The sequence below is a fragment of the Kribbella shirazensis genome (assembly GCF_011761605.1).
GTDB lineage: Bacteria > Actinomycetota > Actinomycetes > Propionibacteriales > Kribbellaceae > Kribbella > Kribbella shirazensis.
In genome coordinates, this window is record NZ_JAASRO010000001.1 from 8,427,215 (window position 1) to 8,448,225 (window position 21,011).

At 70.0% G+C, this 21,011-nt stretch carries 24 protein-coding genes; 13 read left to right on the top strand and 11 right to left on the bottom strand.

Annotated elements, in window-relative coordinates; translation table 11 throughout:
* Positions 1–39 precede the first annotated feature (39 nt).
* Together BJY22_RS40075 and BJY22_RS40080 are read left to right on the top strand one after the other, a co-directional pair.
* Positions 40–1,170 (top strand): GNAT family N-acetyltransferase, encoded by a 1,131-nt coding sequence (locus BJY22_RS40075; protein ID WP_167217399.1) that lies wholly within the window; start codon positions 40–42, stop codon positions 1,168–1,170.
* Positions 1,171–1,304: 134 nt separating this feature from the next.
* Positions 1,305–1,967: a GNAT family N-acetyltransferase gene (locus BJY22_RS40080; protein WP_167217401.1), complete on the top strand. Its 663-nt coding sequence runs from the start codon at positions 1,305–1,307 to the stop codon at positions 1,965–1,967.
* A 219-nt stretch (positions 1,968–2,186) separates the two neighbouring features.
* On the opposite strand, the gene BJY22_RS42260 is transcribed toward BJY22_RS40080, so the two are convergent.
* Positions 2,187–2,513: a hypothetical protein gene (locus BJY22_RS42260; RefSeq protein ID WP_238350591.1), complete on the bottom strand. Its 327-nt coding sequence runs from the start codon at positions 2,511–2,513 to the stop codon at positions 2,187–2,189.
* On the opposite strand from BJY22_RS42260, the gene BJY22_RS42265 reads away from it, so the two are divergent.
* Together BJY22_RS42265 and BJY22_RS40090 are read left to right on the top strand one after the other, a co-directional pair.
* On the top strand, positions 2,497–2,871 hold the full coding sequence (locus BJY22_RS42265; protein ID WP_337759817.1) for a CAP domain-containing protein: 375 nt from the start codon (positions 2,497–2,499) through the stop codon (positions 2,869–2,871). The two genes, BJY22_RS42260 and BJY22_RS42265, sit on opposite strands and share 17 nt — an antisense overlap.
* Before the next feature lie 172 nt (positions 2,872–3,043).
* Entirely contained in the window at positions 3,044–4,054 is a 1,011-nt protein-coding gene (locus BJY22_RS40090; RefSeq protein ID WP_167217405.1) for a CAP domain-containing protein, read from the top strand.
* Positions 4,055–4,460: 406 nt separating this feature from the next.
* On the opposite strand, the gene BJY22_RS42775 is transcribed toward BJY22_RS40090, so the two are convergent.
* A complete protein-coding gene (locus BJY22_RS42775) occupies positions 4,461–4,589 on the bottom strand; it encodes a hypothetical protein (protein WP_272954847.1) in 129 nt (42 codons plus the stop codon).
* Positions 4,590–4,622: 33 nt separating this feature from the next.
* On the bottom strand, positions 4,623–5,219 hold the full coding sequence (locus BJY22_RS40095) for a hypothetical protein (RefSeq protein WP_167217407.1): 597 nt from the start codon (positions 5,217–5,219) through the stop codon (positions 4,623–4,625).
* Positions 5,220–5,416: 197 nt separating this feature from the next.
* On the opposite strand from BJY22_RS40095, the gene BJY22_RS40100 reads away from it, so the two are divergent.
* The 3 genes from BJY22_RS40100 (at position 5,417) to BJY22_RS40110 (ending at position 6,863) form a co-directional block, all read left to right on the top strand.
* Positions 5,417–5,725 carry a hypothetical protein gene (locus BJY22_RS40100; protein ID WP_167217409.1) on the top strand — a complete coding sequence of 103 codons (309 nt, stop codon included), beginning with the start codon at positions 5,417–5,419 and terminating at the stop codon, positions 5,723–5,725.
* Complete coding sequence (locus BJY22_RS40105) at positions 5,722–6,528, top strand: hypothetical protein (RefSeq protein ID WP_167217411.1); 807 nt, start codon at positions 5,722–5,724, stop codon at positions 6,526–6,528. Before BJY22_RS40100 ends, BJY22_RS40105 begins: the two co-directional genes overlap by 4 nt.
* A gap of 74 nt (positions 6,529–6,602) precedes the next feature.
* Positions 6,603–6,863 (top strand): hypothetical protein, encoded by a 261-nt coding sequence (locus BJY22_RS40110; protein WP_167217413.1) that lies wholly within the window; start codon positions 6,603–6,605, stop codon positions 6,861–6,863.
* Here the strand turns inward: BJY22_RS40110 and BJY22_RS40115 are convergent.
* Complete coding sequence (locus tag BJY22_RS40115) at positions 6,839–7,792, bottom strand: GlxA family transcriptional regulator (RefSeq protein WP_167217415.1); 954 nt, start codon at positions 7,790–7,792, stop codon at positions 6,839–6,841. The two genes, BJY22_RS40110 and BJY22_RS40115, sit on opposite strands and share 25 nt — an antisense overlap.
* Before the next feature lie 82 nt (positions 7,793–7,874).
* Between BJY22_RS40115 and BJY22_RS40120 the strand changes: the two genes are divergently transcribed.
* Positions 7,875–8,636 (top strand): MBL fold metallo-hydrolase, encoded by a 762-nt coding sequence (locus tag BJY22_RS40120; RefSeq protein ID WP_167217417.1) that lies wholly within the window; start codon positions 7,875–7,877, stop codon positions 8,634–8,636.
* Between the two features lie 110 nt (positions 8,637–8,746).
* Entirely contained in the window at positions 8,747–9,217 is a 471-nt protein-coding gene (locus BJY22_RS40125; protein ID WP_167217419.1) for a lamin tail domain-containing protein, read from the top strand.
* Here the strand turns inward: BJY22_RS40125 and BJY22_RS40130 are convergent.
* On the bottom strand, positions 9,214–10,071 hold the full coding sequence (locus BJY22_RS40130; RefSeq protein WP_337759818.1) for an MOSC domain-containing protein: 858 nt from the start codon (positions 10,069–10,071) through the stop codon (positions 9,214–9,216). The genes BJY22_RS40125 and BJY22_RS40130 overlap by 4 nt on opposite strands.
* Positions 10,072–10,130: 59 nt before the next feature.
* Between BJY22_RS40130 and BJY22_RS40135 the strand changes: the two genes are divergently transcribed.
* Positions 10,131–10,733 carry a helix-turn-helix domain-containing protein gene (locus BJY22_RS40135; protein WP_167217423.1) on the top strand — a complete coding sequence of 201 codons (603 nt, stop codon included), beginning with the start codon at positions 10,131–10,133 and terminating at the stop codon, positions 10,731–10,733.
* Here BJY22_RS40135 and BJY22_RS40140 read toward each other — a convergent pair.
* Together BJY22_RS40140 and BJY22_RS40145 are read right to left on the bottom strand one after the other, a co-directional pair.
* Positions 10,696–11,502 (bottom strand): fused MFS/spermidine synthase, encoded by an 807-nt coding sequence (locus BJY22_RS40140; protein ID WP_167217425.1) that lies wholly within the window; start codon positions 11,500–11,502, stop codon positions 10,696–10,698. The genes BJY22_RS40135 and BJY22_RS40140 overlap by 38 nt on opposite strands.
* A gap of 24 nt (positions 11,503–11,526) precedes the next feature.
* The gene (locus BJY22_RS40145; RefSeq protein WP_167217427.1) at positions 11,527–12,669 is read right to left on the bottom strand and encodes a glycerophosphodiester phosphodiesterase; all 1,143 of its coding nucleotides are present in this window, start codon (positions 12,667–12,669) and stop codon (positions 11,527–11,529) included.
* Between the two features lie 205 nt (positions 12,670–12,874).
* Between BJY22_RS40145 and BJY22_RS40150 the strand changes: the two genes are divergently transcribed.
* Positions 12,875–13,867 carry a malate dehydrogenase gene (locus BJY22_RS40150; RefSeq protein ID WP_167217429.1) on the top strand — a complete coding sequence of 331 codons (993 nt, stop codon included), beginning with the start codon at positions 12,875–12,877 and terminating at the stop codon, positions 13,865–13,867.
* Between the two features lie 54 nt (positions 13,868–13,921).
* Here the strand turns inward: BJY22_RS40150 and BJY22_RS40155 are convergent, their stop codons facing one another.
* Together BJY22_RS40155 and BJY22_RS40160 are read right to left on the bottom strand one after the other, a co-directional pair.
* Entirely contained in the window at positions 13,922–17,158 is a 3,237-nt protein-coding gene (locus BJY22_RS40155; RefSeq protein ID WP_337759819.1) for a S8 family serine peptidase, read from the bottom strand.
* A 120-nt stretch (positions 17,159–17,278) separates the two neighbouring features.
* On the bottom strand, positions 17,279–17,986 hold the full coding sequence (locus tag BJY22_RS40160) for a transporter substrate-binding domain-containing protein (protein ID WP_167217433.1): 708 nt from the start codon (positions 17,984–17,986) through the stop codon (positions 17,279–17,281).
* Positions 17,987–18,067: 81 nt separating this feature from the next.
* Between BJY22_RS40160 and BJY22_RS43225 the strand changes: the two genes are divergently transcribed.
* Positions 18,068–18,709 (top strand): phosphotransferase, encoded by a 642-nt coding sequence (locus tag BJY22_RS43225; RefSeq protein ID WP_167217435.1) that lies wholly within the window; start codon positions 18,068–18,070, stop codon positions 18,707–18,709.
* Here BJY22_RS43225 and BJY22_RS40170 read toward each other — a convergent pair.
* Entirely contained in the window at positions 18,697–19,617 is a 921-nt protein-coding gene (locus tag BJY22_RS40170) for a helix-turn-helix domain-containing protein (protein WP_167217437.1), read from the bottom strand. The genes BJY22_RS43225 and BJY22_RS40170 overlap by 13 nt on opposite strands.
* 71 nt (positions 19,618–19,688) lie before the next feature.
* Between BJY22_RS40170 and BJY22_RS40175 the strand changes: the two genes are divergently transcribed.
* A complete protein-coding gene (locus BJY22_RS40175) occupies positions 19,689–20,000 on the top strand; it encodes a cupin domain-containing protein (RefSeq protein WP_167217439.1) in 312 nt (103 codons plus the stop codon).
* Here the strand turns inward: BJY22_RS40175 and BJY22_RS40180 are convergent, their stop codons facing one another.
* The gene (locus tag BJY22_RS40180) at positions 20,001–20,945 is read right to left on the bottom strand and encodes an SMP-30/gluconolactonase/LRE family protein (protein ID WP_167217442.1); all 945 of its coding nucleotides are present in this window, start codon (positions 20,943–20,945) and stop codon (positions 20,001–20,003) included.
* Between the last annotated feature and the right edge of the window lie 66 nt (positions 20,946–21,011).

A 21,011-nucleotide genomic window follows, 5' to 3' on the forward strand; every position in this document is an offset into this window, starting at 1 on the left:
ATGTGTTGCCGGGCCGGTGGCAGCGCGTCACCCTGAAGCATGCGATTCCCCGAGGACGTGCCTGTGCTGACCGACGACGCGGTGACCCTGCGTGCGCACACGGCCGACGACGTAGAGCCGGCGTACCGGATGTGCCAGGACCCGGTGATGCAGGAGTGGACCACCATCCCGGTCCCGTACCTGCACGAGCACGCCGTGCACTACCTCACCGAGCTGATCCCGGCCGGCTGGCGCGAGAACACCCTGTGGGCCTGGGCGATCGAGTACGACGGGAAGTACGTCGGCACGATCGATCTGCGCGACGGCGAGGGCGGCGTCGGCGAGGTCGGGTTCGCGGTGTCGCCGGAGGTCCGGGGCCGGGGCGTGATGACGCGGGCCCTGAAGCTCGCGGTCCGGTACGCGTTCGACACGCTCGGCTGGGAACGGGTGATCTGGCGGGCGTTCGTCGGCAACTACGCGAGCCGCCGGGTCGCATGGAAGGTGGGGTTCCACGGCCTGGTGACGATTCCGGGCGGCGGCCGGTCGCGCGGCGTACGGAAGGACGAGTGGGTCGCGTCGGTCGGCAAGGACGACGAGCTCGAGCCGAAGCGTCCGTGGTGGACGATCCCGGTCCTGGAGGGCGGTGGGATCCGGCTGCGGGAGCTGCGAACGTCGGACGCCCAGCGGGTGATGGAAGCGTGCGCCGACGAGCGGACCCAACGGTGGCTGACCGGCATGCCGTCGCCGTACGGACTGGACGACGCGAGGGGATTCATCGACAGCCGGCCGGACGCGGCGGCCGGCGGTGAGGCGGTGGCCTGGGCCATCGCCGACCCGGCGACCGACGAACTGCTCGGCAACATCAGCGTGTTCGGGCTGCAGCAGCGGATGGACAAGACCATCGGCGAGATCGGGTACTGGATGCACCCGGAAGCCCGCGGCCGCAAGGTGATGTCGACAGCAGTGGAGCTGGTGCTCGCGCACGCGTTCCGGCCGATCGAGGACGGCGGTCTGGGCCGGCGCCGGCTGGTGCTGAAGTGCGCCGACGTGAACACCGCGTCCGCGCACGTTGCCGAGATCAACGGCTTCACGCGCGTCGGCAGCGAACGGCTCGCGGACCCGCGCCGCGACGGCAGCTACGACAACCTCCTCACCTACGACCTCCTCGCCGAGGAGTACTCGGTCCGCTGACGTCTCAGGGGGTTGACCCGGCAGACGTCCAGCCGGTAGTGGTGACCGGCTGCAGGCAGTGGTTTACGGCCAGTTCGTGACAGACGACACCGGTTCCCCTCGCCGTCGGGCGTCCGGGCTGCTTGAATCGACGGGTGAGAGATCGTGAGGAACTCGTCCGCCGTTGGCAGGCCGGGTGGTCCGTCTCGCGGGGCTGGACCACGGTTGAGGAGGACAACGACGGCATCCTGATCGTCCGGGCAGGTGAGGAGAGCCGGCCGACCGAGTACGTCGTACTGGATGCCGATGACAAACCGGAGCGGGTGGAACGCGCGGCCCAGCTGGCCCTCGCCGACGGCGGCGGGCGCGGCTCGGGCTGGATCACGCTGGCCACCGACGACAAGGAAGCCCGGATCGAGCAGCTGGAGGACCTCGGCCTCGAGGTCCAGCAGGACCAGGACTGGCTGATGACGATCCAGCTGTCGGAGCAGCCGGCCCTCAAGCTGCACGAGCGCTACGCGTTGCACACCGAGCTCGAGGAAGACCTGATCATCACCCGCGCCACGTTGCACGGCGGAGTGGTGTCGAGCGGCCGGATGGCCGTGGTCGGCGAGGATGCGGTGGCCGACAGGATCGAGACGGATCCGGCGCACCGGCGGCGCGGGCTCGGCAGCGCGGTGATGGCCTCGCTGGTCGAGGCGGCCGCGGCAAAGGGCGCCAAGCGCGGCATCCTGATCGCGTCGATCGACGGCCTGCGGCTGTACCGGAGCCTGGGATGGAAGGTCATCGCGGACATCGTCATCGCGCGCTCGCGCTGACAATCAAACGACTGCCATAGTCAAAGGTTCGTGAAGTGCGGGTCAGGGCAGGCGTCGGTAAGCGCTGACCTGGGCAAGGCTCCCCACCATGACGAACCACAGACGGCCGACGGGCAACGGTGTCGCCGGTCCCCTCCTCGCATCACTGTCGGCCCTTGTCCTGCTGGCCTGTGTCGGGTGGTTCGTACTGCGCGTGACCGACAACGGCACGCTGACGAGTCAGGACAGTCCGATCACCTCCACGGTCGACGACGCCTCGGCGACACCGTCCGGTCCGGCGAGTCCGTCGTCCACGCCCCGCCGTACGCCGACGCGCTCGACCGTCACGCCCAAGCCGACCAGGACGACGAGCGCGCCGAGCCGGGGCAGCAGCCGGACGCCCAGCACCCCCAAGCCGAGTACGCGGACACCCAGCACCTCGACACCGTCGCCGACGCCGCCCCGGACCTCGACGCCGACACCGACGCCGACGAAGAAGTCGACGAAGACCTCGAAGCCGGTCGGCGGATCGGGGCCGGCCCAGGAGCAGGTGCTGACGCTGACCAACCAGGAGCGGGCGAAGGCCGGCTGCGGTCCGTTGCGGACCAACAACGCGCTCACGGACGCGGCCCAGGCGCATGCCTCCGACATGGTCGACCAGCACTACTTCGCGCACGACAGTCTGGACGGCCGCAGCCCGTTCGACCGGATGAGGGACGCCGGGTTCACCGGTGGCGCGATGGCCGAGAACATCGCCGCCGGCTACTCGACGGCCGCGGCCGTGGTGGAAGGCTGGATGAACAGCGAGGGCCACCGGAGGAACATGCTGAACTGCAAGTACACGATGATCGGCATCGGGTACGACAGCGGTGTGATCAAACCCGAATGGGGCAACGGGAGCTGGGTCCAGAACTTCGGCGGCTGAGAGTCAGTCAATCGTTTTCTTCAGGAATCGTTAAGAGGGTGCTCGCCTTCGTAACGATGACCTCGCGGGTCGGTTAAGGTCGCTGTTCGGTGACCAGGGGGGACCTGGCTGTACCACGGGGAACGACGCGCCACCCGGCACGACGAAGAAACGAAGAGGATTCGCCCATCCCATGACGGATTCGCCTACCCCCCGGCGGCACCGCGGCAGTAGACGGGCTCCCCGGCGGAGCCGTGGCCTGGTCGGCCCGATCGTCAGCGCACTGTCGGTCCTGGTCGCGATCGGCCCGGTCGTCTGGCTGATGTCCCGCGACACCTCGCAGGTCGACGACGCCAAGGTGCTGAACGTCTCCGAGAACACCCGCGTCGACGGTGGTTCAGCCGCCACCACGGCGGGCAGCCCCTCGATCACCGTCACGAAGACACTGCCGAACGGCCGGACGACCATCGCGGTCGTCGGTCCGCCGGCGATCGGCTCGGCGCCGACTCCGTCCGGTCCGGCGACGGGCTCACCGGACACCTCGGGTACGCCGGACGACACGCCCAGCGACGCACCGACCACACCGGGTACGCCGGGCACGCCGGGCACGCTGACAACCTCGACGGCGCCGACGGCCGGCGTCACGACCGTGAGCGTGTCGCCGACCGCGCCCCGCAGTACGCGCGGTCAGACCGCCCGGCCGAAGCCGACGACGGTCAGCACGACGCCGACGCGTACTCCGACCACGACCCGGAGCACCGAGCCGACACCGAGCGACACGCAGGATCCGCCGAGCGGTGGCGGGACGAACGCCCAGGAGCAGCAGGTCCTCGAGTACACCAACCGGATCCGTGAGCAGCAGGGCTGCCGCCCGCTGCGGCTGGACAGTGCGCTCGTCGAGGCAGCTGGGAAGCACGCGTCGGACATGGTCCGGCGGCACTACCTGGACCACACCAACCCCGACGGGGAGGATCCCGGCGACCGGATGGCGGACGCCGGGTACCGCGGGTCGAGCTGGGGCGAGAACATCGCGGCCGGCTACGACAGCGCACAGAAGGTGGTTGCGGCCTGGATGCAGAGCGACGGCCACCGGAAGAACATCCTGAACTGCCGGTTCACCACGATCGGCGTCGGGTACGACCCCGGCCAGGTCAAGTCGGGCTACGGACCGGGCAGCTGGGTCCAGGACTTCGGCCGTAGCTGAGTGGGGTGCTTCGTGGTACCGAACCTCCGAAGCGCCGCGATCACGGTCCCGGCCTGTCCTGAAGCTGTCATTGTGTCGAGAACACCGAGTGTGGCTGGAACGTTGTCCCAGAGCCACAATGTCCGGCCGATTCACGGTCGGTCGCGGCGGGTAGATCCGTCCTTGTCATGTTGCCGGACGTTCCTGGGGGGCTCCGGCGAGAGGGCTGGTGAGGCCTCTCGAGCTGGCGAGGAACGTCTTGGGGGCGCGACTTTGAAGGGAACAACGAAATAATGTCCGAGTCCGGCAACGGCCGGTACAAACCACGCAGGAAGGCGACCCGGGCGGCGTCCCGCTCGGCGCGTTCCGGAAACCGGTCCACCCCGCCCGCGGAAAGCACGCCACCCGCACCGCCCGAACCACCGCGCTACGCGCCGCGCAGTACCACCGGCGAGTCGCCGTTCTGGGCGAGCGCGCCGAAGGGCGGCTCGTCGAAGGGCGGCTCGTCGAGCGAGTCCCCGTTCTGGGCCGGCGGCAACCAGTCCCGCCCTGCCACCCCGCAGTACGCACCTCGGGGTGCACTGCCCAGCTACACCGCTCCCGACACGACGTCGGGCTTGCCGTCGCGCGGCTCCGAGGGCTCGGCCGAGCAGTCGAGCCGCCGCCCGGCCGGCGGTACGCCGTCGTGGGTCGAGCAGCCCATCGCCGGCACCGAGCCCCCCAGCCGGGCCCGCCGAGCAGCCCGCACCCCCGAGCCCCCCGGCGAATCAGCCGCCACCTGGTCCACCCGCCGAGCCGCCGACGACTGGGCCTCCCTGGCCGCCCCCACCAACACCTCGAGCAGCTCCTCCCCCAGCGGCACCACCAGCGGTTCGAGCGGGAGCACCGGCGGCGCGAGCGGCAACACCAGCGGCTCGAGCGGCAGCACCGCCGGGCTCGGCGGGAGCACGAGCGGCTTGAGCGGCAGCACCAGCGGCCTCGGCGGCGGCACGAGCGGTCTGAGCGGCAACACGACCGGCTTCGGCAGTGGCGCCAGCGCGGCGTTCGAGGCCCTGGCCGGCGGAGCATCCGGTGCCGCCTCCGCTGCCGACGGACTGGACGGTACTGCGGCCGACGCCCCACGACGCTCCCGGACAACCGGAGCACTCGGAGCAACCGGCACCACCGGCGCCCTGGGCTCAACCACCGCCGCACCCACCACACCGCACACCTCAACCACGACTGACTCCACCCGCGCATCCGGCGCAGCCGGCGCAGCCAGCTCACTGGGCGCAATCGGCGCTGCGGCCACCGGTGCAGCCGGTGCGATGGGCACAACCGGCGCGGCAGGCTCAACCGCATCTGGAGGCGGGACGGGCTGGGCCAGCGCGACCGGTACAGCCGGTGCAGCCGCGGGCACCGCTGGCGCGGCGAGCGCCGCACGCTCCGCCAGCACGACCGGCGCAGGTGGTGCCGGTGCAGCGGGTGCCGGTGCAGGTGCGGCCGGTGCCGCTGCGGCGGGTGCCGGTGCAGCCGGTGCCGGTGCAGCCGGTGCTGGTGCTGGTGGGGCTGGGCATGTTGCTGGGGGTGGTTCGGGCGGGGGTGGTCGGCGTGGGGCTTCCGGTCCGGGGGCTGCTGGGTCTGGGCCGGGGCGGCGGGCTGCGGCTCGGGCTGCGGCTGGGGAGCGGGCCTCGCGAGGGCGGCGTACGGTGATCGCGCTGGCATCGGTGGTGCTGGTGATCACTCCGATCTCGTGGATCCTGCTGCACCAGCCGCAGAACGACGACGCCGACGCATCGCTCCCGATCGTGACGCGGACCGACGACACCTACATCACCCCGACGACCAAGCCAGCCGTCTCGACACCGTCGGCGCGTGTGACGGCTACTCCGACGCTGCCTCCGTCGGCCACACCCTCGGCCACTCCGACGAGCACCCCCTCGGCCACACCGTCCGCAACCCCGACGAACAGCCCGACGGACTCGGCGTCCCCGACGACGACGCCGACGACCCGGAGCGCGACCACGGCGCCGACCACGGCCCCGCCGTCCACCAGGCCGACCACCTCGACCACCCCGGGCCGCACCATCGGCACCACCAAGCCGACCCCGACCACACCTCCCCCGACGACCACCCCGCCACCGGTCGACGGCGGTATGGCGCCCAACGAGAAGCAACTGTTCGACCTGATCGACAACGCCCGAGTCAGCAACGGGTGCGCTCCCCTGAAGCAGGACCCGGCTCTCACCAACAGTGCCAGGGGGACTGCGGGCAGCCGGGCCAAGACGGGCAGCGGCATGGACGACTCGTCCGGATCACAGGTGGGTGCCGGCGGGGACAGAATGAGCGCTCAGCAGGCCTACGACAGGTTGATGTCGAGCAGTCGCAGCACGATCCTGAACTGCGGCCGGACGACGCTCGGCGTTGGCTTCGGCACAGAAGAGCGGTGCACGCTGCAGATCATCACTTGCCTCCGCTACACCGACCGCAACGTCTGGGTGGCGAACTTCTCCTAGTACCAGCGCGATCTTCGTGCAGGTTGGTGCGACCATGGATGGGCGACCTGGTCCACCAACCTGCGGGAGGCTGGATGTTCTCCGAGCGTGATGATGTGGATCGGGCGAGCCCGGCGCACTTCGGGATTCATCCGGACGCAATCGGTGAGGAGCGGCCCGATCCGCGGCCGGAGGAGGCGAAGCGGATGGGGCTGAGCCGGCACACCGAAGAAGGCGCCGTACTGTCCTTTGCCTCGTCCCTCGACCGCGGCAAGCCGGCACACCGGATGATGGCGTGGATCCTGCTCGTCACGTTCGCCGCGCCGGTGATCTACACCCTGCTCGTGCTGCTGTAGAACTCCTGCCGATGCCGCTGCGGCGTCGTACCGAGCACGCTGTGGAAGTGGTGCCGCAACGCGTCGCTGCTCCCGAACCCACTCTCCGACGCCACCCGCTCGATCGACAGCTCGGTTGTCTCCAGCAACAACCGAGCCCGGTCCAGCCGCTGGCGCAACAACCACGCCTGTCCCGAACTCCCGGTCCGCGCCCGGAACTGCCGCGTGAACGTACGCCGCGACAGCGCCACCGCCGCGGCCCATTCGTCCAGCGACACCGGCTGGTCGAGCCGCGCCCGCGCCCACAGCATCGCCTTCTCGATCACGTCGTCGGCCGGATCCGGCGGCACGGGCACCGGGATGTACTGCGCCTGCGATCCACTCCGATGCGGTGCCACCACGATGTCCCGGGCGACTCGCTCCGCCAGTTCGACCCCGTGATGCGTCCGGACCAGGTGCAGGCAGCAGTCCAGCGAGGCCGCCGTACCCGCCGAGGTGACCAGATCGCCCTGATCCGACCACAGCACGTCGGCGCGGACCTTCACCTGCGGGTACCGCGACTGCAGCTCGTCGGCGAACCGCCAGTGCGTCACCACCTCGCGCCCGTCCGCGATCCCGCTCTCCGCCACCAGGAACGCGCCGAGGCACAGCCCGACCACCATCGCTCCCCGCGCGTGCGCCCGCCGGATCGCGTCCAGCAGTACGTCGGACGCGACCAGACCGGGCTCCCAACTCGGCAGCACCACGACATCGGCCCGCCGCATCGCCTCGAGCCCGTGATCCACCGTGATCCCGAACCCGGCGCTGGTGCCGAACGACCCCGGCTGCTCGGCGCAGACCAGTACGTCGTACCGCGCCGGCAGCCCGCGCCGTTCGCCGAGCACCAGGCACGGCACGGACAGGTGGAACGGGCTCATCCCGTCGTACGCGAGAACCGCGACAGTACGCATGAGAACAGTATGGCCCGATATTCGGCAACTATGGCTCCCGGGCCAATGGTGAGACGGGCCGCCCCGACGGAGGATCGTGGTCATGGAGATCACGCACATCGGCGGCCCGACCGCCGTCCTGAACCTCGGCGGCCTCTCGTTCCTGATCGACCCGGCGTTCGACGAGCCCCGTGACTACCAGCTCCCGGGCCGGGTGATGACCAAGCTCACCGGGCCGGCGATCCCGGCCGCGGAGCTCGGGCCGATCGACGTCGCCCTGGTCTCGCACGACGAGCACAAGGACAACCTCGACGACGCCGGCCGCGCGCTGCTGCCGTCGATCCCGACCGTCCTGTCGACGCCCGGCGCGGCCACCCGCATCGCCGGCGTCCGCGGCCTGGAGAACTGGGAGTCGATCGACCTGCCCCGGCCGGACGGCGGCGCGATCACGGTGACCGGCGTACCCGCCCTGCACGGCCCGGAAGGCGCCGAGGCGATCCTCGGTGTGGTCACCGGGTTCGTCCTGCAGGGCGACGGGTTGCCGACCGTCTACGTGTCCGGCGACAACGCGTCTCTCGGCCTGGTGAAGGAGATCGTCGACCGCTTCGCACCGATCGACGTGGCGGTCCTGTTCGCGGGCGCCGCGCGGACGACGCTGATGAACGGCGCAGCCCTCACCCTCACGTCGGACGACGCCGTCGAGGCCGCTCGCCTGCTCGATCCGGCAACCATCGTCCCGGTCCACACCGAAGGCTGGACCCACTTCACCGAGGGCCCCGACCAACTCCAGGCAGCCTTCCACGAAGCCGGCCTCGACCACCGCCTCAACCTCCTCCCCCACGGCGTCCCCACAACCCTTGGTTGAACCCTTGACGAGCACGGAGCGTGACGACTAGCGTGCGACCGCCGGGGGGATCCGGCAGTTCGCATTCATCGGGCCGGGGGGAAATCGGCCCACTGCCAAGGGGGAATCCTTTGTTCGTACGAGGCTTCCGCACGCTCTTTTCCGCCGCCACGGCCGCCGTGGTGCTCGCCGGTACGGCGGCACTCGCGCCACTGCCGGCCGAGGCGGCGATCACGGTGGTGCTGAGCGGGATCCAGTACGACCCGCCGGGCACCGACTACCGCACCAACGCCCAACTGAACAACGAGTTCTTCACCGTCCGGAACATCAGCACGCGGCCGATCAACCTGTCCGGGTTCCGCGTGCTCGACGCCGCCAACCACGTGTTCGTGTTCCCGCGCGGCTACGTACTCCCGGGCCGCTCGACCGTGATCGTCCGGACCGGCAAGAACCGCAACCGCGCCCTCACCCTGTACTGGAACCAGGGCAACTACATCTGGAACAACACCGGCGACACCGCCCGCTTCCAGACGCCGGCCGGGAAGACCTTCGACACCTGCACCTACACGGCGGTCGCCGGCCGCTACCGGGTCGGCTGTTAGCGGAGGGCGGGGGCGGGGTCGGCGCCGTCCGGGATCCATTCGTGGACGGTGATCTCGTCGCCTACCCGAAGGGTGCCGGGGGCAAGTACTGCGGCCTTGATGCCGAAGCTGACGCCGCCGCCGTACGCCGGTTCGCGCCGGTAGGTCGCCAGCGTCCGGGTCGGTTCCGGCCCGGACTTGGCACCGGTGGCCTGATCGACGGTCGGGACGGCGCAGCGGATGCCGCGCGCGGAGTACCCGATCTCGACCGCGCCGGCGGTCATCCGGAGCACCTTGTCCTCGGTGTGCGGCTCGGTCCAGCCGGAGATCACCAGGTTCGGCCGGAAGCGGTTCATCGGGATCGCGTCGCCGCCGTGCTCGAGGATGCGCGCGTTCAATTCGTCGAGTGAGGCCTGCGACGTGATCATCAACGCGTGCGCGTCACCGAACCCGGTCAGCCCGCGGTGCGCTCCCCAGCCGGGCCGCTCGTGCTCGGGCGTCACTCGCACCAGCGCGGCCGGCGTACCGAGGCGGTCGGTGAACCACGCATCCACGGCCGGATCCTGCGCCACGCCCTGACCGAACCATTTCCCGAAGAGGCTGACGTCGCGGCGCTTCCCGTCGTACCGGATGTCGGCCTCGAGGGCGGGCGCGCCGGGCGCCGACAACCGCAGACCGTCGCCGGACAGCGACGCGCGGAGTGTGGCCATCGCGGGCAGTTTGCGCTGGCTGAGGAACGTGCCGTCCGGCTCGACGAGCATGAACAGGCGGTCGTTCAGCAGGCCGGTCGGCCCGACCTCGGCGGACTCGACAGGGACTCCGGCGAGGCCCTTCACCGGGTAGTAGGCCAGGGCGGCAACCTTCGCGACAGACACGCCGACCAGCGTATCCCGACACTTGCTCTGTTGAAACATGTTGAGTTATGTTTGATCACGTGCAGGATGTGCAGAGCTTCGCCGCGGCCTTACACCGGGTACGTCGTCACGCGGGGCTGAGCTATCGCCAGTTGGCGGAGCGTGCGCACTACTCGCATCCGCACCTGATCCGCGCGACCAGCGGCAAGCAACTGCCCAGCTGGGAGGTTGCGGCGGCGTTCCTGTCCGGGTGCGGAGTACCCGCGGATCTGATGCCGGTCTGGCGCCGGCGGTGGGAGGAGGCGGGTCGCGACCCGCGCGACATCGTGCGCTTGCTGGAGACCGCCGAGAGCCTCGAGGACCTGGGGGCCGCCGTCGCGGCGCTCGCCCGGCCGCGATCGTTACGGGTGCTGGAGCAGCAGACCGGGATCCCGCGCGCGACGATCCAGGCGTGGTTCCGGGGAGCCCGGCTGGCCGGGCGCGACCGGCTCGACCACCTCGTCCACTCGGTCGGAGCCACGCCGGCCGAGCGCGCGGCCGTCGCCGAAGCCCTCGACCGCCTCAGCAGCGACCGGGAGCGCGCCGGCACCACGCCGGACCGGCTCAGCTCCGGCCGGGACCGCGCCGACGCCGCCCAGGAACGGCTCAGCTCCGGAACACTGCCGCCGGTGCGCGCGGCGTGACGAACCCTTCCGCGTCCGTCAGCGGCGCCGCCTTCCCGGCGAGCTCCCGCAGCGGCATCACGTCGTACGGCGGTTGCGCCCGGCGCCCCGCGTCCGTCAGATCGGGCACGGGCTGCGGCGACGCGACCATGATGACGTTCCCGAATCCCTTGCCCCGCAGGATCCTCCGCTCGGCGAGCACGACCCCTGCCCCGATCACGTCCTGAACCGTCGCCGCCGTCCGCCGGATGAACGGCAGGCCGGCCTTCCCGTCGATGAGATTCGCGACGAGGACGCCGGTGGGCCGCAGCACGCGGGCGCACTCGGCGAAGAACTCCGCCGTCACCAGGTTCGCCGGCACGGCCTCCTGCTCGAACGCGTCCAGGATCACCAGGTCCATCGAGTCGTCGTACAACTCGGTGACGCCCGCGCGGCCGGTGACCGGGCGGACCTTGATCCCGGACCGTTTCGGCAGCGGCAGCGCCTCGCGGACGAACTCGGTCAGGTCCTCGTCCGGTTCGAGCACGATCTGCCGCGACCGGGGCCGCGTCACCGCGACGTACCGCGGCAGACTCAGCGCCGCGCCGCCGACATGCGCCACGGCGACCGGCTGCCGCCGCGGCGCGACCGCGTCCACGACGTCACCGATCCGCCGCATGTACTCGAACGACAGGTGGGTGGGGTCGGCGAGATCGACTTGCGACTGCGGCGACCCGTCGACCCGCAGCACGAACGTCCCGTCGGACTGCGCCTCGACATTGGCGAGCCCGGAGCCGACCTTGCGTTCCACCCACCCATCATTCCATCAGCGCCGTCAGCGCGCCTCGCGCTCCTGCGCCACCGCGATATCGGTGTTGTCGGTGAACAGCCCGTCGATCCCGGCCTTGCGGAACGCCGCGATCTCGCCGAACAGGTTGCCCGAGTCCGATGCCACCGCGGAGCTGTCGAACTCGGCCGGCAGGAACGAGTTCTCGACCCGGAACGTGTACGGGTGCACGACCAGACCGGCCTTGTGCGCGTCGGCGACCAGCGCGGTCGGCTTGCCGAGCTTGCCGGCCACGAGCGGGATCACCTGGTCCTTGGCCGGCCCGACGCCGTCGGCGTACGTCGCGACCTCGCGCAGACCGTTCGCGCTCACGATGTCGGCGTACGTGCGCTTGTCACCCGCGACCACGAAGTCGTACGGCGCGCCGCTCGCGCTGGTCAGCTGCACCAGCGGGACCCGCAGCTGCTTGTCCAGCGCCTTCAGGTTGGCGACCTCGAACGACTGGACGTAGACTTTCGCGCCGCTGTGGTTCAGGCCGTTGCGGTCGAGGACCTTCACCAGCTCCGGCTCGAGCGCGAGGCCCTGCTGCTGGAAGTATGTCGGGTGCTTGGTCTCCGCGTAGACGCCGATCGGGCGGCCGAGCTCCCTCGACAGCCGCTTGCTGAGGTCGATCACTTCCTGCAGCGTCGGGATCTGGTAGCGCCCGTCGAACACGGTGTTGTGCTGGCGGGTCGCCGGGATCCGCTCCTTGGCGCGCAGCGTCCTGAGCTCGGCGAGCGTGAAGTCCTCGGTGAACCAGCCGGTGACGGCGACCCCGTCGAGCAGCTTGGTCTTCTTCCGGTCCGCGAACTCCGGGTGGTTCGCGACGTCCGTCGTACCGCCGATCTCGGGCTCGTGCCGCGTGACCAGCACGTGGTCCTTGGTCGTGACCAGGTCGGGCTCGATGAAGTCGGCGCCCATCCGGGCGGCCAGCTCGTACGACGCCAGCGTGTGCTCGGGGCGGTACCCGGACGCGCCGCGGTGACCGACGATGACGAAATCGTCGTGCTTCTCCGCCTGGACCGCGACGCCGGACGCCGGGACAGGCGCAGTGGACGGCGCAGTGGACGGGGCGGCCTGCGGAACGACGACGGCCGCGGCGACCGCTAGGGCCGAGGCGGCAACCGGCAGGAACCGGCTGGGCAGCTTCATGACGTTCTCCTCACAACTCAGGGGACTGGGGTCACCTTCGTGCACGGCGTCGGCTCTCCGACGTACGCAGCATGACCGATCGGTGAACGATCCGCAGGGATGCGAGTGTTGCAATGTGAGGTAATAGGTGGTCCCCCAGCGTTGGGCTGCGACACTCGGCTTGCTAGCGTCCGAAGCACACAATCGGATGAGCTAGGAGCGAGTCGTGAGCACTACACCGGTGAAGGTGGCCGTTACCGGGGCCGCGGGGAATATCGGTTACAGCCTGCTGTTCCGGATCGCGAGCGGAGCACTGCTGGGGCCGGACACGCCGGTGGAGCTGCGGCTGCTGGAGATCACCCCGGCGCTGAAGGCGCTCGAGGGCGTCGTGATGGAGCTCGACGACAGCGCGTTCCCGACGCTCGCCGGGATCGAGATCGGCGACGACCCGAACGTCGTGTTCGACGGCGTCAACGTCGCGCTGCTGGTGGGTGCGCGACCGCGGACGAAGGGGATGGAGCGCGGCGACCTGCTGGAGGCCAACGGCGCGATCTTCACCGTCCAGGGCAAGGCGCTGAACGACCACGCCGCGGACGACGTCCGGATCACCGTCACCGGCAACCCGGCGAACACCAACGCGCTGATCGCGAAGAGCAACGCGCCGGACATCCCGGCCGAGCGGTTCTCGGCGCTGACCCGCCTGGACCACAACCGCGCGCTGGCGCAGCTGGCGAAGAAGGCCGGCGTCCACGTCACGGACCTGAAGAAGATGACGATCTGGGGCAACCACTCCGCGACGCAGTACCCGGACATCTTCCACGCCGAGGTGGCCGGAAAGAACGCCGCCGAGGTCGTGAACGACCAGGCCTGGCTGGAGAACGAGTTCCTGCCGACCGTGCAGAAGCGCGGCGCCGCGATCATCGAGGCCCGCGGCGCGTCCTCGGCCGCCTCCGCCGCGGCCGCCACCATCGACCACACCCGCGACTGGCTGAAGGGCACTGCGGACGGCAACTGGACCTCGATGGCGGTCGTCTCCGACGGTTCGTACGACGTCCCGGAGGGCCTGATCTCGTCGTTCCCGGTGACCACCAAGGACGGCAACTGGGAGATCGTCCAGGGCCTGGAGATCAACGAGTTCTCCCGCGGCAAGATCGACGCCTCGACCGCCGAGCTCGGCGAGGAACGCGACGCCGTGAAGGACCTCGGCCTGATCGGCTGACAACACCTGACAGAACGGCCCCCGGGATGTGTCCCGGGGGCCGTTCTGCTGTTCTCACCGCAGGCCGTAGGCGGCGATCACGGTTTGCGTCGTGCTGTTCCCGGCCGCGTCCGTCGCGGTGGAGCGCAGCGAGACGGTCTTGCCGGCCGGCGTCGGGAAGACCGCCTTGCCGTCGACAACCGGCGCCTGACGCCAGGTCGCTCCGGCGTCACCGGAGTACTCGATCTTCACCTTCGCCACCGCACCGCCCTTGACCTCGTACGGCAGGACGGTGACCGGCTTGCGTTCCATCGCGTTGTTCCCGTCCAGCTCGGGCCGGAACGCGACAGTGTGGATCGGAACGCTCGCCTGGTCCGCCGACGACGTGAACGTCGCCTCCAGCTCGACCCGCGTCGAGAACGGCCACACCGCCTGTGTGCCGGTCGTGACCAGCTTGTACGACGCCTTACCGGCGGGCAGGTCCGCGACGCCGATGCCGCCGAAGCGTGTCGAGGACCCGATCTCCGTCCCGTCGCGGTACAGCTTCGTACTTGCCTGCGTCATGGAGATGAACCCGGCGTGCCCGTCCGCGTCGGTGAGGCTGTACAGCGAGATGTTCAGCTCGCTCCCCGACCGAGTCGCGGCGTACACCGACGGCACGAACGTGGCCGCGTTCCACCGTTCGGTGTAGTACCGGCCGGCCTTGTACAGCACCGGCTTCCCTTCCAGGCGCCACTTCGGGAACGGGAAGTCCTTGCCGTCCGTGTCCTCCTCGGTCGCGCCGGACCAGCCGTACTGCGTGTCGTCCAGGTAGTACCGGATCGTCCGCGGCGGATCGAGCCGGATGACGCGAGCCCAGCCGCCACCACCGTCGGGCATCACCGGGTGCAGCGTCTTGAACAGCCGGGCATCCGTCGTCGCGTTGACCGTGCTGTCCACGGTCGCAAGGTCGGACTGCTTCACCTGCCGGTCCAATCCGGTGGGGAACTCACCCGGGAAGTAGTTCGCGATCCCGTACAGGTACGGCGTGTTCGTGAACAACCCGTCGGCGCCCGGCACACCCCACTGGGACGTGACGTGCCCGGTCAGCTCGGCCGCGGACAACCGCGGCCCGGCGCTGTACGTGTACATCTTCCCGGACAGGAAACCCACCGCGGAGTTGATGTAGGTGCCGTCCTTGATCTTCCGGTCGAAGCCGATGTCCGAGTTCGCCTGCTTCGCGTCGGCCTTCGGCACCGACGTCGTGATCGGTTTCGCCTTCCGCGCATCCAGGACGACCGTCTGGTCCGAGGTGAGCTGCACGCTGGGTGCGATCAGCGAGAAGAAGATCCAGTCCTCCGGTCCACGCTCGAATTCCTGGAACTGGCTGACCAGATACTCGCCCTGCGGCAGCCTGAGCGTCACCGTCCCGTTCTCGCCCGGCGAATACATGTCCCACGCGTCGTTGTCGACGCCGACGAGCGACATCGGGTAGTCCGGGTCCGGTGCACCGTCGGGCCGGACCAGCTTGACGGTGAGGTTGTACGTCGGACCTTCCTTGTCCACACCTACCGGTACGACGACCGTCTGGCCGCCCCCGGTGGCCGTGATCCGTCCGCTGTACAGCCCGTCCGCACCGCCGAGTGCGGTGTCCGACGTCGCCTGCACAGACGCCGTACCACCGGCCGGGACGGTCACCGAGTCGGCGCTCAGCTTCAGCGCACCAGCCGGAGCCGCTCCACCGTCGGGCCCGTTCAACATCGACGTCAGCGACAGCGTGACGGCCGCGTCACCCAGGTTGCGGAACGTCACGTCGCGCGTGACCGGCTGGTCGTCGGGGTGCGGGTACGCCGCCTTCCCGAACGACACGCTGCCGGGCTCAGTCACCACTGTCTGCTTGATCGCAGTCGTCAGGTCGATCCGCCCGGCGCCCTGCTGGAACGACGTCTGATCGGCCGCCACCCTCGCAGAACCCATCAACGCCGCCTTCACCTCGGCCGGCGTCCAGGACGGGTGCTCCTGCAGCAGAATCGCTGCTGCGCCGGCGGTATGCGGCGTCGCCATCGACGTACCGGAAAGCCGCAGGTACTTGTCGCCGACCGGTTCGCCGATCGAGGAGTCCTTCGACTTCGCCGCCACGATGTCCGTGCCCGGCGCGGTCACGTCCGGCTTCAGCGCGCTGTCGCCGACCCGCGGCCCGCGACTCGACGTCACGTTGAGCTGGTCCTGCTTGGTCACGTTGCCGACCGTCAGCGCCGCGTCCGCGCTGCCCGGCGAGCTGATCGTCCCGTCACCCGGGCCTTCGTTGCCAGCGGCAATCACAAACAGCGTCCCGGACTGCGCGGTCAGCCGGTTCACGGCCTCCTCGATCGGGTCGAGCTCGGGCGTGTCGCGACCGCCGATGCTGAGGTTGACGATCTTCGCCTTGGCCTCGTTCACGGCCCACTCCATCCCGGCAAGGATCGCGGACTCCTCGCAACCCCAGACCTCGCAGATCTTGCCGTCATAGATGCGCGCGTCCGGCGCCACGCCCTTGTAGCGCCCGTCCGACGCGGCGCCGGTGCCGGCGATCGTCGACGCCACGTGGGTACCGTGGCCGACCAGATCGTCCGCCGACTCCCCGGTGAAGTTCTTCTCCCCCGCGATCTGCGTCGCGAGATCCGGATGGGTCGCGTCGACGCCGGTGTCGAGCACCGCGACCGACACGCCCTGGCCGGTGTACCCGGCCTGCCACGCGACCGGACCACCGATCTGCGGCACCGACTGGTCCAGCAGCAGCTTCCGCTTGCCGTCCAGCCACAGCTTGCTGAACCCGGCCGAACTCATGAACGCCTTGGCGTTGCTCTTGCTGACCTTCATCGCCGCGCCGCTGATCGACGGCAACTGCCGCGTGACCCGCGTTCCAGCCGGTACGGCGCGCTTCGCAGTGCCGGCGTACGTCGTCAGCACCGGGATGGTACTCGTCGACGCGTCGTCGTACCCGTCCTTGACCAGCCCGGCGACATCGAACAGCCGACGGTCGATCCGGCCGTCCCCGACTGCTTTGTAGACGTCGGCCGGGATCACGTACGCGTGGTCCCGGACCCGGTAGGTGTTGAAGCCGACGTGCTCCCGGCCGGGACCGGGCCGAACCGTCGCCTTCGCCACGTCGCCGCCGGCCAGGACCACTCGGTCGCCGGTGATCAGCGTGACGCTGACGTCCTTGCCCCCGGTCTGGGCCGTTTGCCCGGCGGGAGGTGCCGCAGCGGCGGGTGTCAGCACCCCGACGGCAAGGCCCGCGACCGCCAGGACGGCGATCGCGGGCATTCCTCTGCGCGTAGATCTCGAACTCACTGCCTCACCCCAAAAGTTGGTTGCCTGCGCAACTGCTAGAACGCGGCAACCGGTCTCCGGGGTTGCGTCGTCCGCGCATCGCGTACGACCCGATGACCGTCAGGTCCTGACGCTGCGGGCTCAGGCAGGCGGGGCAACCGTGGCGTCGGCCTGCCCGGAGGCGCCCAGGGACGCGGCGACGAAGCCCGAGGACTTCAGGTCCTCGATCAGGTCGTGCAGGTAGGCGACCGTGTCGGGGTGCTTCGACTTCGCGGTGCCGACGGCCTGCTGGATCTGCATGAACCGCTCATCGATCAGGCGGAGGTCCGGGTTCTCGGCGACGTACCGGGTGATCGGCTGCCGGATCCCGGCGGCCACCTCGAGCCCCTCGGCACGGAACACGTCGACGCCCTCGGACCCGCGGACAACCGTTGCCTGCTGCAACGTCCTGGTCAGGTACAGGTCGTACGCCGACCCCTGCTTCACCCCGATCCGCACACCCGGCGCATCCACCTCGGCAACGGTGGTCAGCCCGGAATCCCGAGGTACGGCGTACACCCCCTCGATCACGACGTACGGCGCCGTGAACGCGACCTCGGCCGCCCGCGCCGGCTCGATCGCGAGGAAGCAGAGATCCGCCCGCCCGGTGGTCAGCGCTTCGAACGACTTGCGGGCCGCGTCAAAACACACCAGCTCCAGCGGTACTTCGAGGCGCCTGGCCAGCTCCCGCGCAATGTCGACGGTGACGCCGGCCGGGGCGTCCGCGGTGCCTTGCGCGAGAACCGGATTACCGAGGTTGATCGAGACGCGCAGAACGCCGGAGGGCGCGAGGTCCGCAGCAACAGTCATACCGGTGACCCTATCCGCCGTCCTGCTGCGGCACGGGAAAAGGGGAAGCGGAGGTCGGTGCCGGCCCGTAGCCTTCGGTGGGTGGATCTGAATGCTCTCCAGGATCGGTTCGGCGCCGAGCGTGCCGAACCGATCAGTGTGGGCTGCTCGGATGCGATCGTGGTGAAGCTCGACCGCGGTGCGGAGCGGCTGTACTACAAGGCGGGTCCGGGGATCGACGTCGAGGCCGAGCGGCTCGCCTGGCTCGGCGGGACCGGGTTTCCCTGTCCACAGATCGTTGATCGGGGCAACAACTGGCTCCTGACCACGGAGCTGCCCGGCCGCGACGCCTCCCAGGACTGGCCGGCCGCCGACCGTCCGGCGGTCGTCGCGGCGATCGCCGACGGGCTCCGCGCGCTGGACGCGTTGGCCGGGTGCCCGTTCCCGTCGCCGTTCCCCGGGATGGGCGACGCGGTCACCCACGGGGATTACGCGGCACCGAACGTCTTCATCGATCCCGAGACGCTGCGGTTCACCGGCGTGCTCGACCTGAGCCGGCTCGGCACCGGCGACCGGTACATCGACGTCGCGCTGATGTTCAAGAGCCTCCGCGGCGGCCTCAACCCACAGTACGGCGGACTTCCCGCGGCCCGGCGCTTCGTCGAGTTGTACGGCGGGGACCCGGACGATCCGCGGATCGAGCACTACATCACGCTCGACGACACCGGCGACTACCTGCCCTGATACGCCCGGCGGTACGCGCTCGGTGTGGTGTGGAGCGCGGCGCGGAACCGTCTGCGCAGATTCGTTGCCGACGACAGCCCGACGCGGGTGGCGATGGTCTCCACCGGCAGATCCGTTTCCTCGAGCAGCGCGCGGGTGCGGGCGATGCGCTGGGCGAGCAGCCATTGACCCGGCGCGACCCCGAGCTGATCGGCGAACCGGCGCGCCAGCGTTCGCGGTGAGACGTTGGCGCGGTGCGCGAGGTCCTCGACCGTGATCGGCTCGGCGAGGTGCTCGGCCGCCCACTCCAGCAGTCCGCCCAGCGACTCCACCGGCACCGGTTCCTCGGCGCGGTACTGCACCTGACCGCCCTCGCGATGCGGCGGCATCACCATCCGCCGCGCGACCCGGGACGCGTACGCCGCCCCGTGATCGCTGCGCAGCAGATGCAGGCACAGATCGATCCCGGTGCCTGAACCGCCACTCGTCGCGATGTCCCCGTGGTCGACGTACAGCACGTCCGGATCCACGTGTACCGCGGGGAATCGGCGCTGCAGCTCCTCGGCGTACCGCCAATGCGTCGCCGCCCGCCGCCCGTCGAGCAGGCCGGTCGCGGCGAGGAGATACGCGCCGGAACAGATGCTGACCAGCCGTGCTCCGCGCCGATGCGCCCGGGTGAGCGCCCGGACGACGGCGGGCGTCGGCTCGCGGTTGATCGGCAACCAGCCCGGTACGACGATCGTGTCCGCGCGGTCGAGCGCCCGCAGCCCGGACGTGACCAGCATGTCGAAACCCTCGGTGGTACTGACGTTCCCCGGCCGCTCGGTGCAGACGCTGAAGCGGTACGGCGGGTCGCGGAAGACCGCCGCCGCGCAGCCGAGCTCGAAACTGGCCTGCGGCGCGGCGACCAGTGCGACGACGCGATGCATGGCAGAAAAGTACCCGATCGGGACTATCCAGACACTGGGGACAAGGTTGTGGACAGCGCGAGGATCGGGGCATGGAGAACTACGAGTGGGCGTCGGTCGACGACGCACCGGTCCGTGAACTGTTCCCCGGCATCCGGCTGCGGCCGTTGTGGGCCGGGAAGGTAGCCAAGGCGTTCGTTCTGCAGATGGATCCGGGATCGCGCTGGGAAGGTATCGACGTCCACGACCCGGGACCGGAGGAGGTGTTCGTGGTCGACGGCGTGTTCAACGACGGCGAACGCGACTACCCGGCCGGTTCGTTCATCCACGCCCCGGCCGGGTCGTCGCATGTCCCACAGTCCGCCACGGGCTGCACGCTGTTCCTGTTCTATCCCGAGGGCTGATCAGGGCTTGTCGAGCGCCACGACGTCGAAGGTGGTGCCGGGCGGAGCGCCCGGGCCGAAGGGCGGTGGCAGACCGATGTCGAACCTCCCGTTCACCAGGGCCAGTCGATGACCGTGTTCGGCGACCGTCGTCGGCACCTGCAACATGTCGCCGGTGACGACCGCGGTGATCACCCCGCTGGCCAGATCGGGGCTGAGCTCGACCTTGACCAGGCGCTCGGAGAAGTTCTCGACCACCCAGAGGGTCTTGCCGTCCAGCAGGATCCCGTCGGGGGTCCCGGGCGTGATCGTTCCGCCCGTGACCTCGATGGCGCGGCTGACACCGGTCTGCGGATCGACGAGGAACACGGCGCCGAGTGGCGAGTGTCCGACGATCAGCGTCTTGCCGTCCGGGGTGGCGTCGATGCCGTTCAGGTTGGGGAGCTCCCCGATGATCGCCGCCGCCGGACCGCTGACCGGGATGGTCTGCGGTGCACCGATCTCGCCGCCCGGTCCGATCGGAACCTTGTACAAGGCCGGGTGGAAGCTGTCGGTGAAGTACGCGGCGTCGTTGGTCACCACAACGTCGTTGATCAGCGTGCCCGGCGCGGCGGTGAGCGTCAGGTCCGCGATCGTCGAACCGTCGCGGGTGCTGTACACGTAGGCCTTCGCGTTCAGACCGCCCGCGACCCACAACCGTTGGTCGGACCGTTCCACTTTCAGCCCGGCGGCCTGCCGGCCCGGTGGAGCGTCGACGAAGATGGCTCCCTCACCGGTCCGCAGACTGCCCCGGTAGATGTCTCCGGTCGTCAGCGACCCGGCGTAGAACGTACTCCCCGGCCCGGTGGCGATCCCCTCCGGCGCGAAGTCGACCGGCAACGGGATCGACGCCGGGAACGGCGCGGCCGCGGCGACGGTCAGTGCCACCGCGGACACGATGAGCGCAAGCTTCCGGAAACGCACCATGATCAACCCCCTGAAATCCCCGATTCCCCTTGCTGCGAAGGTAGAACCGGGGTTTCAGGTTGTCCA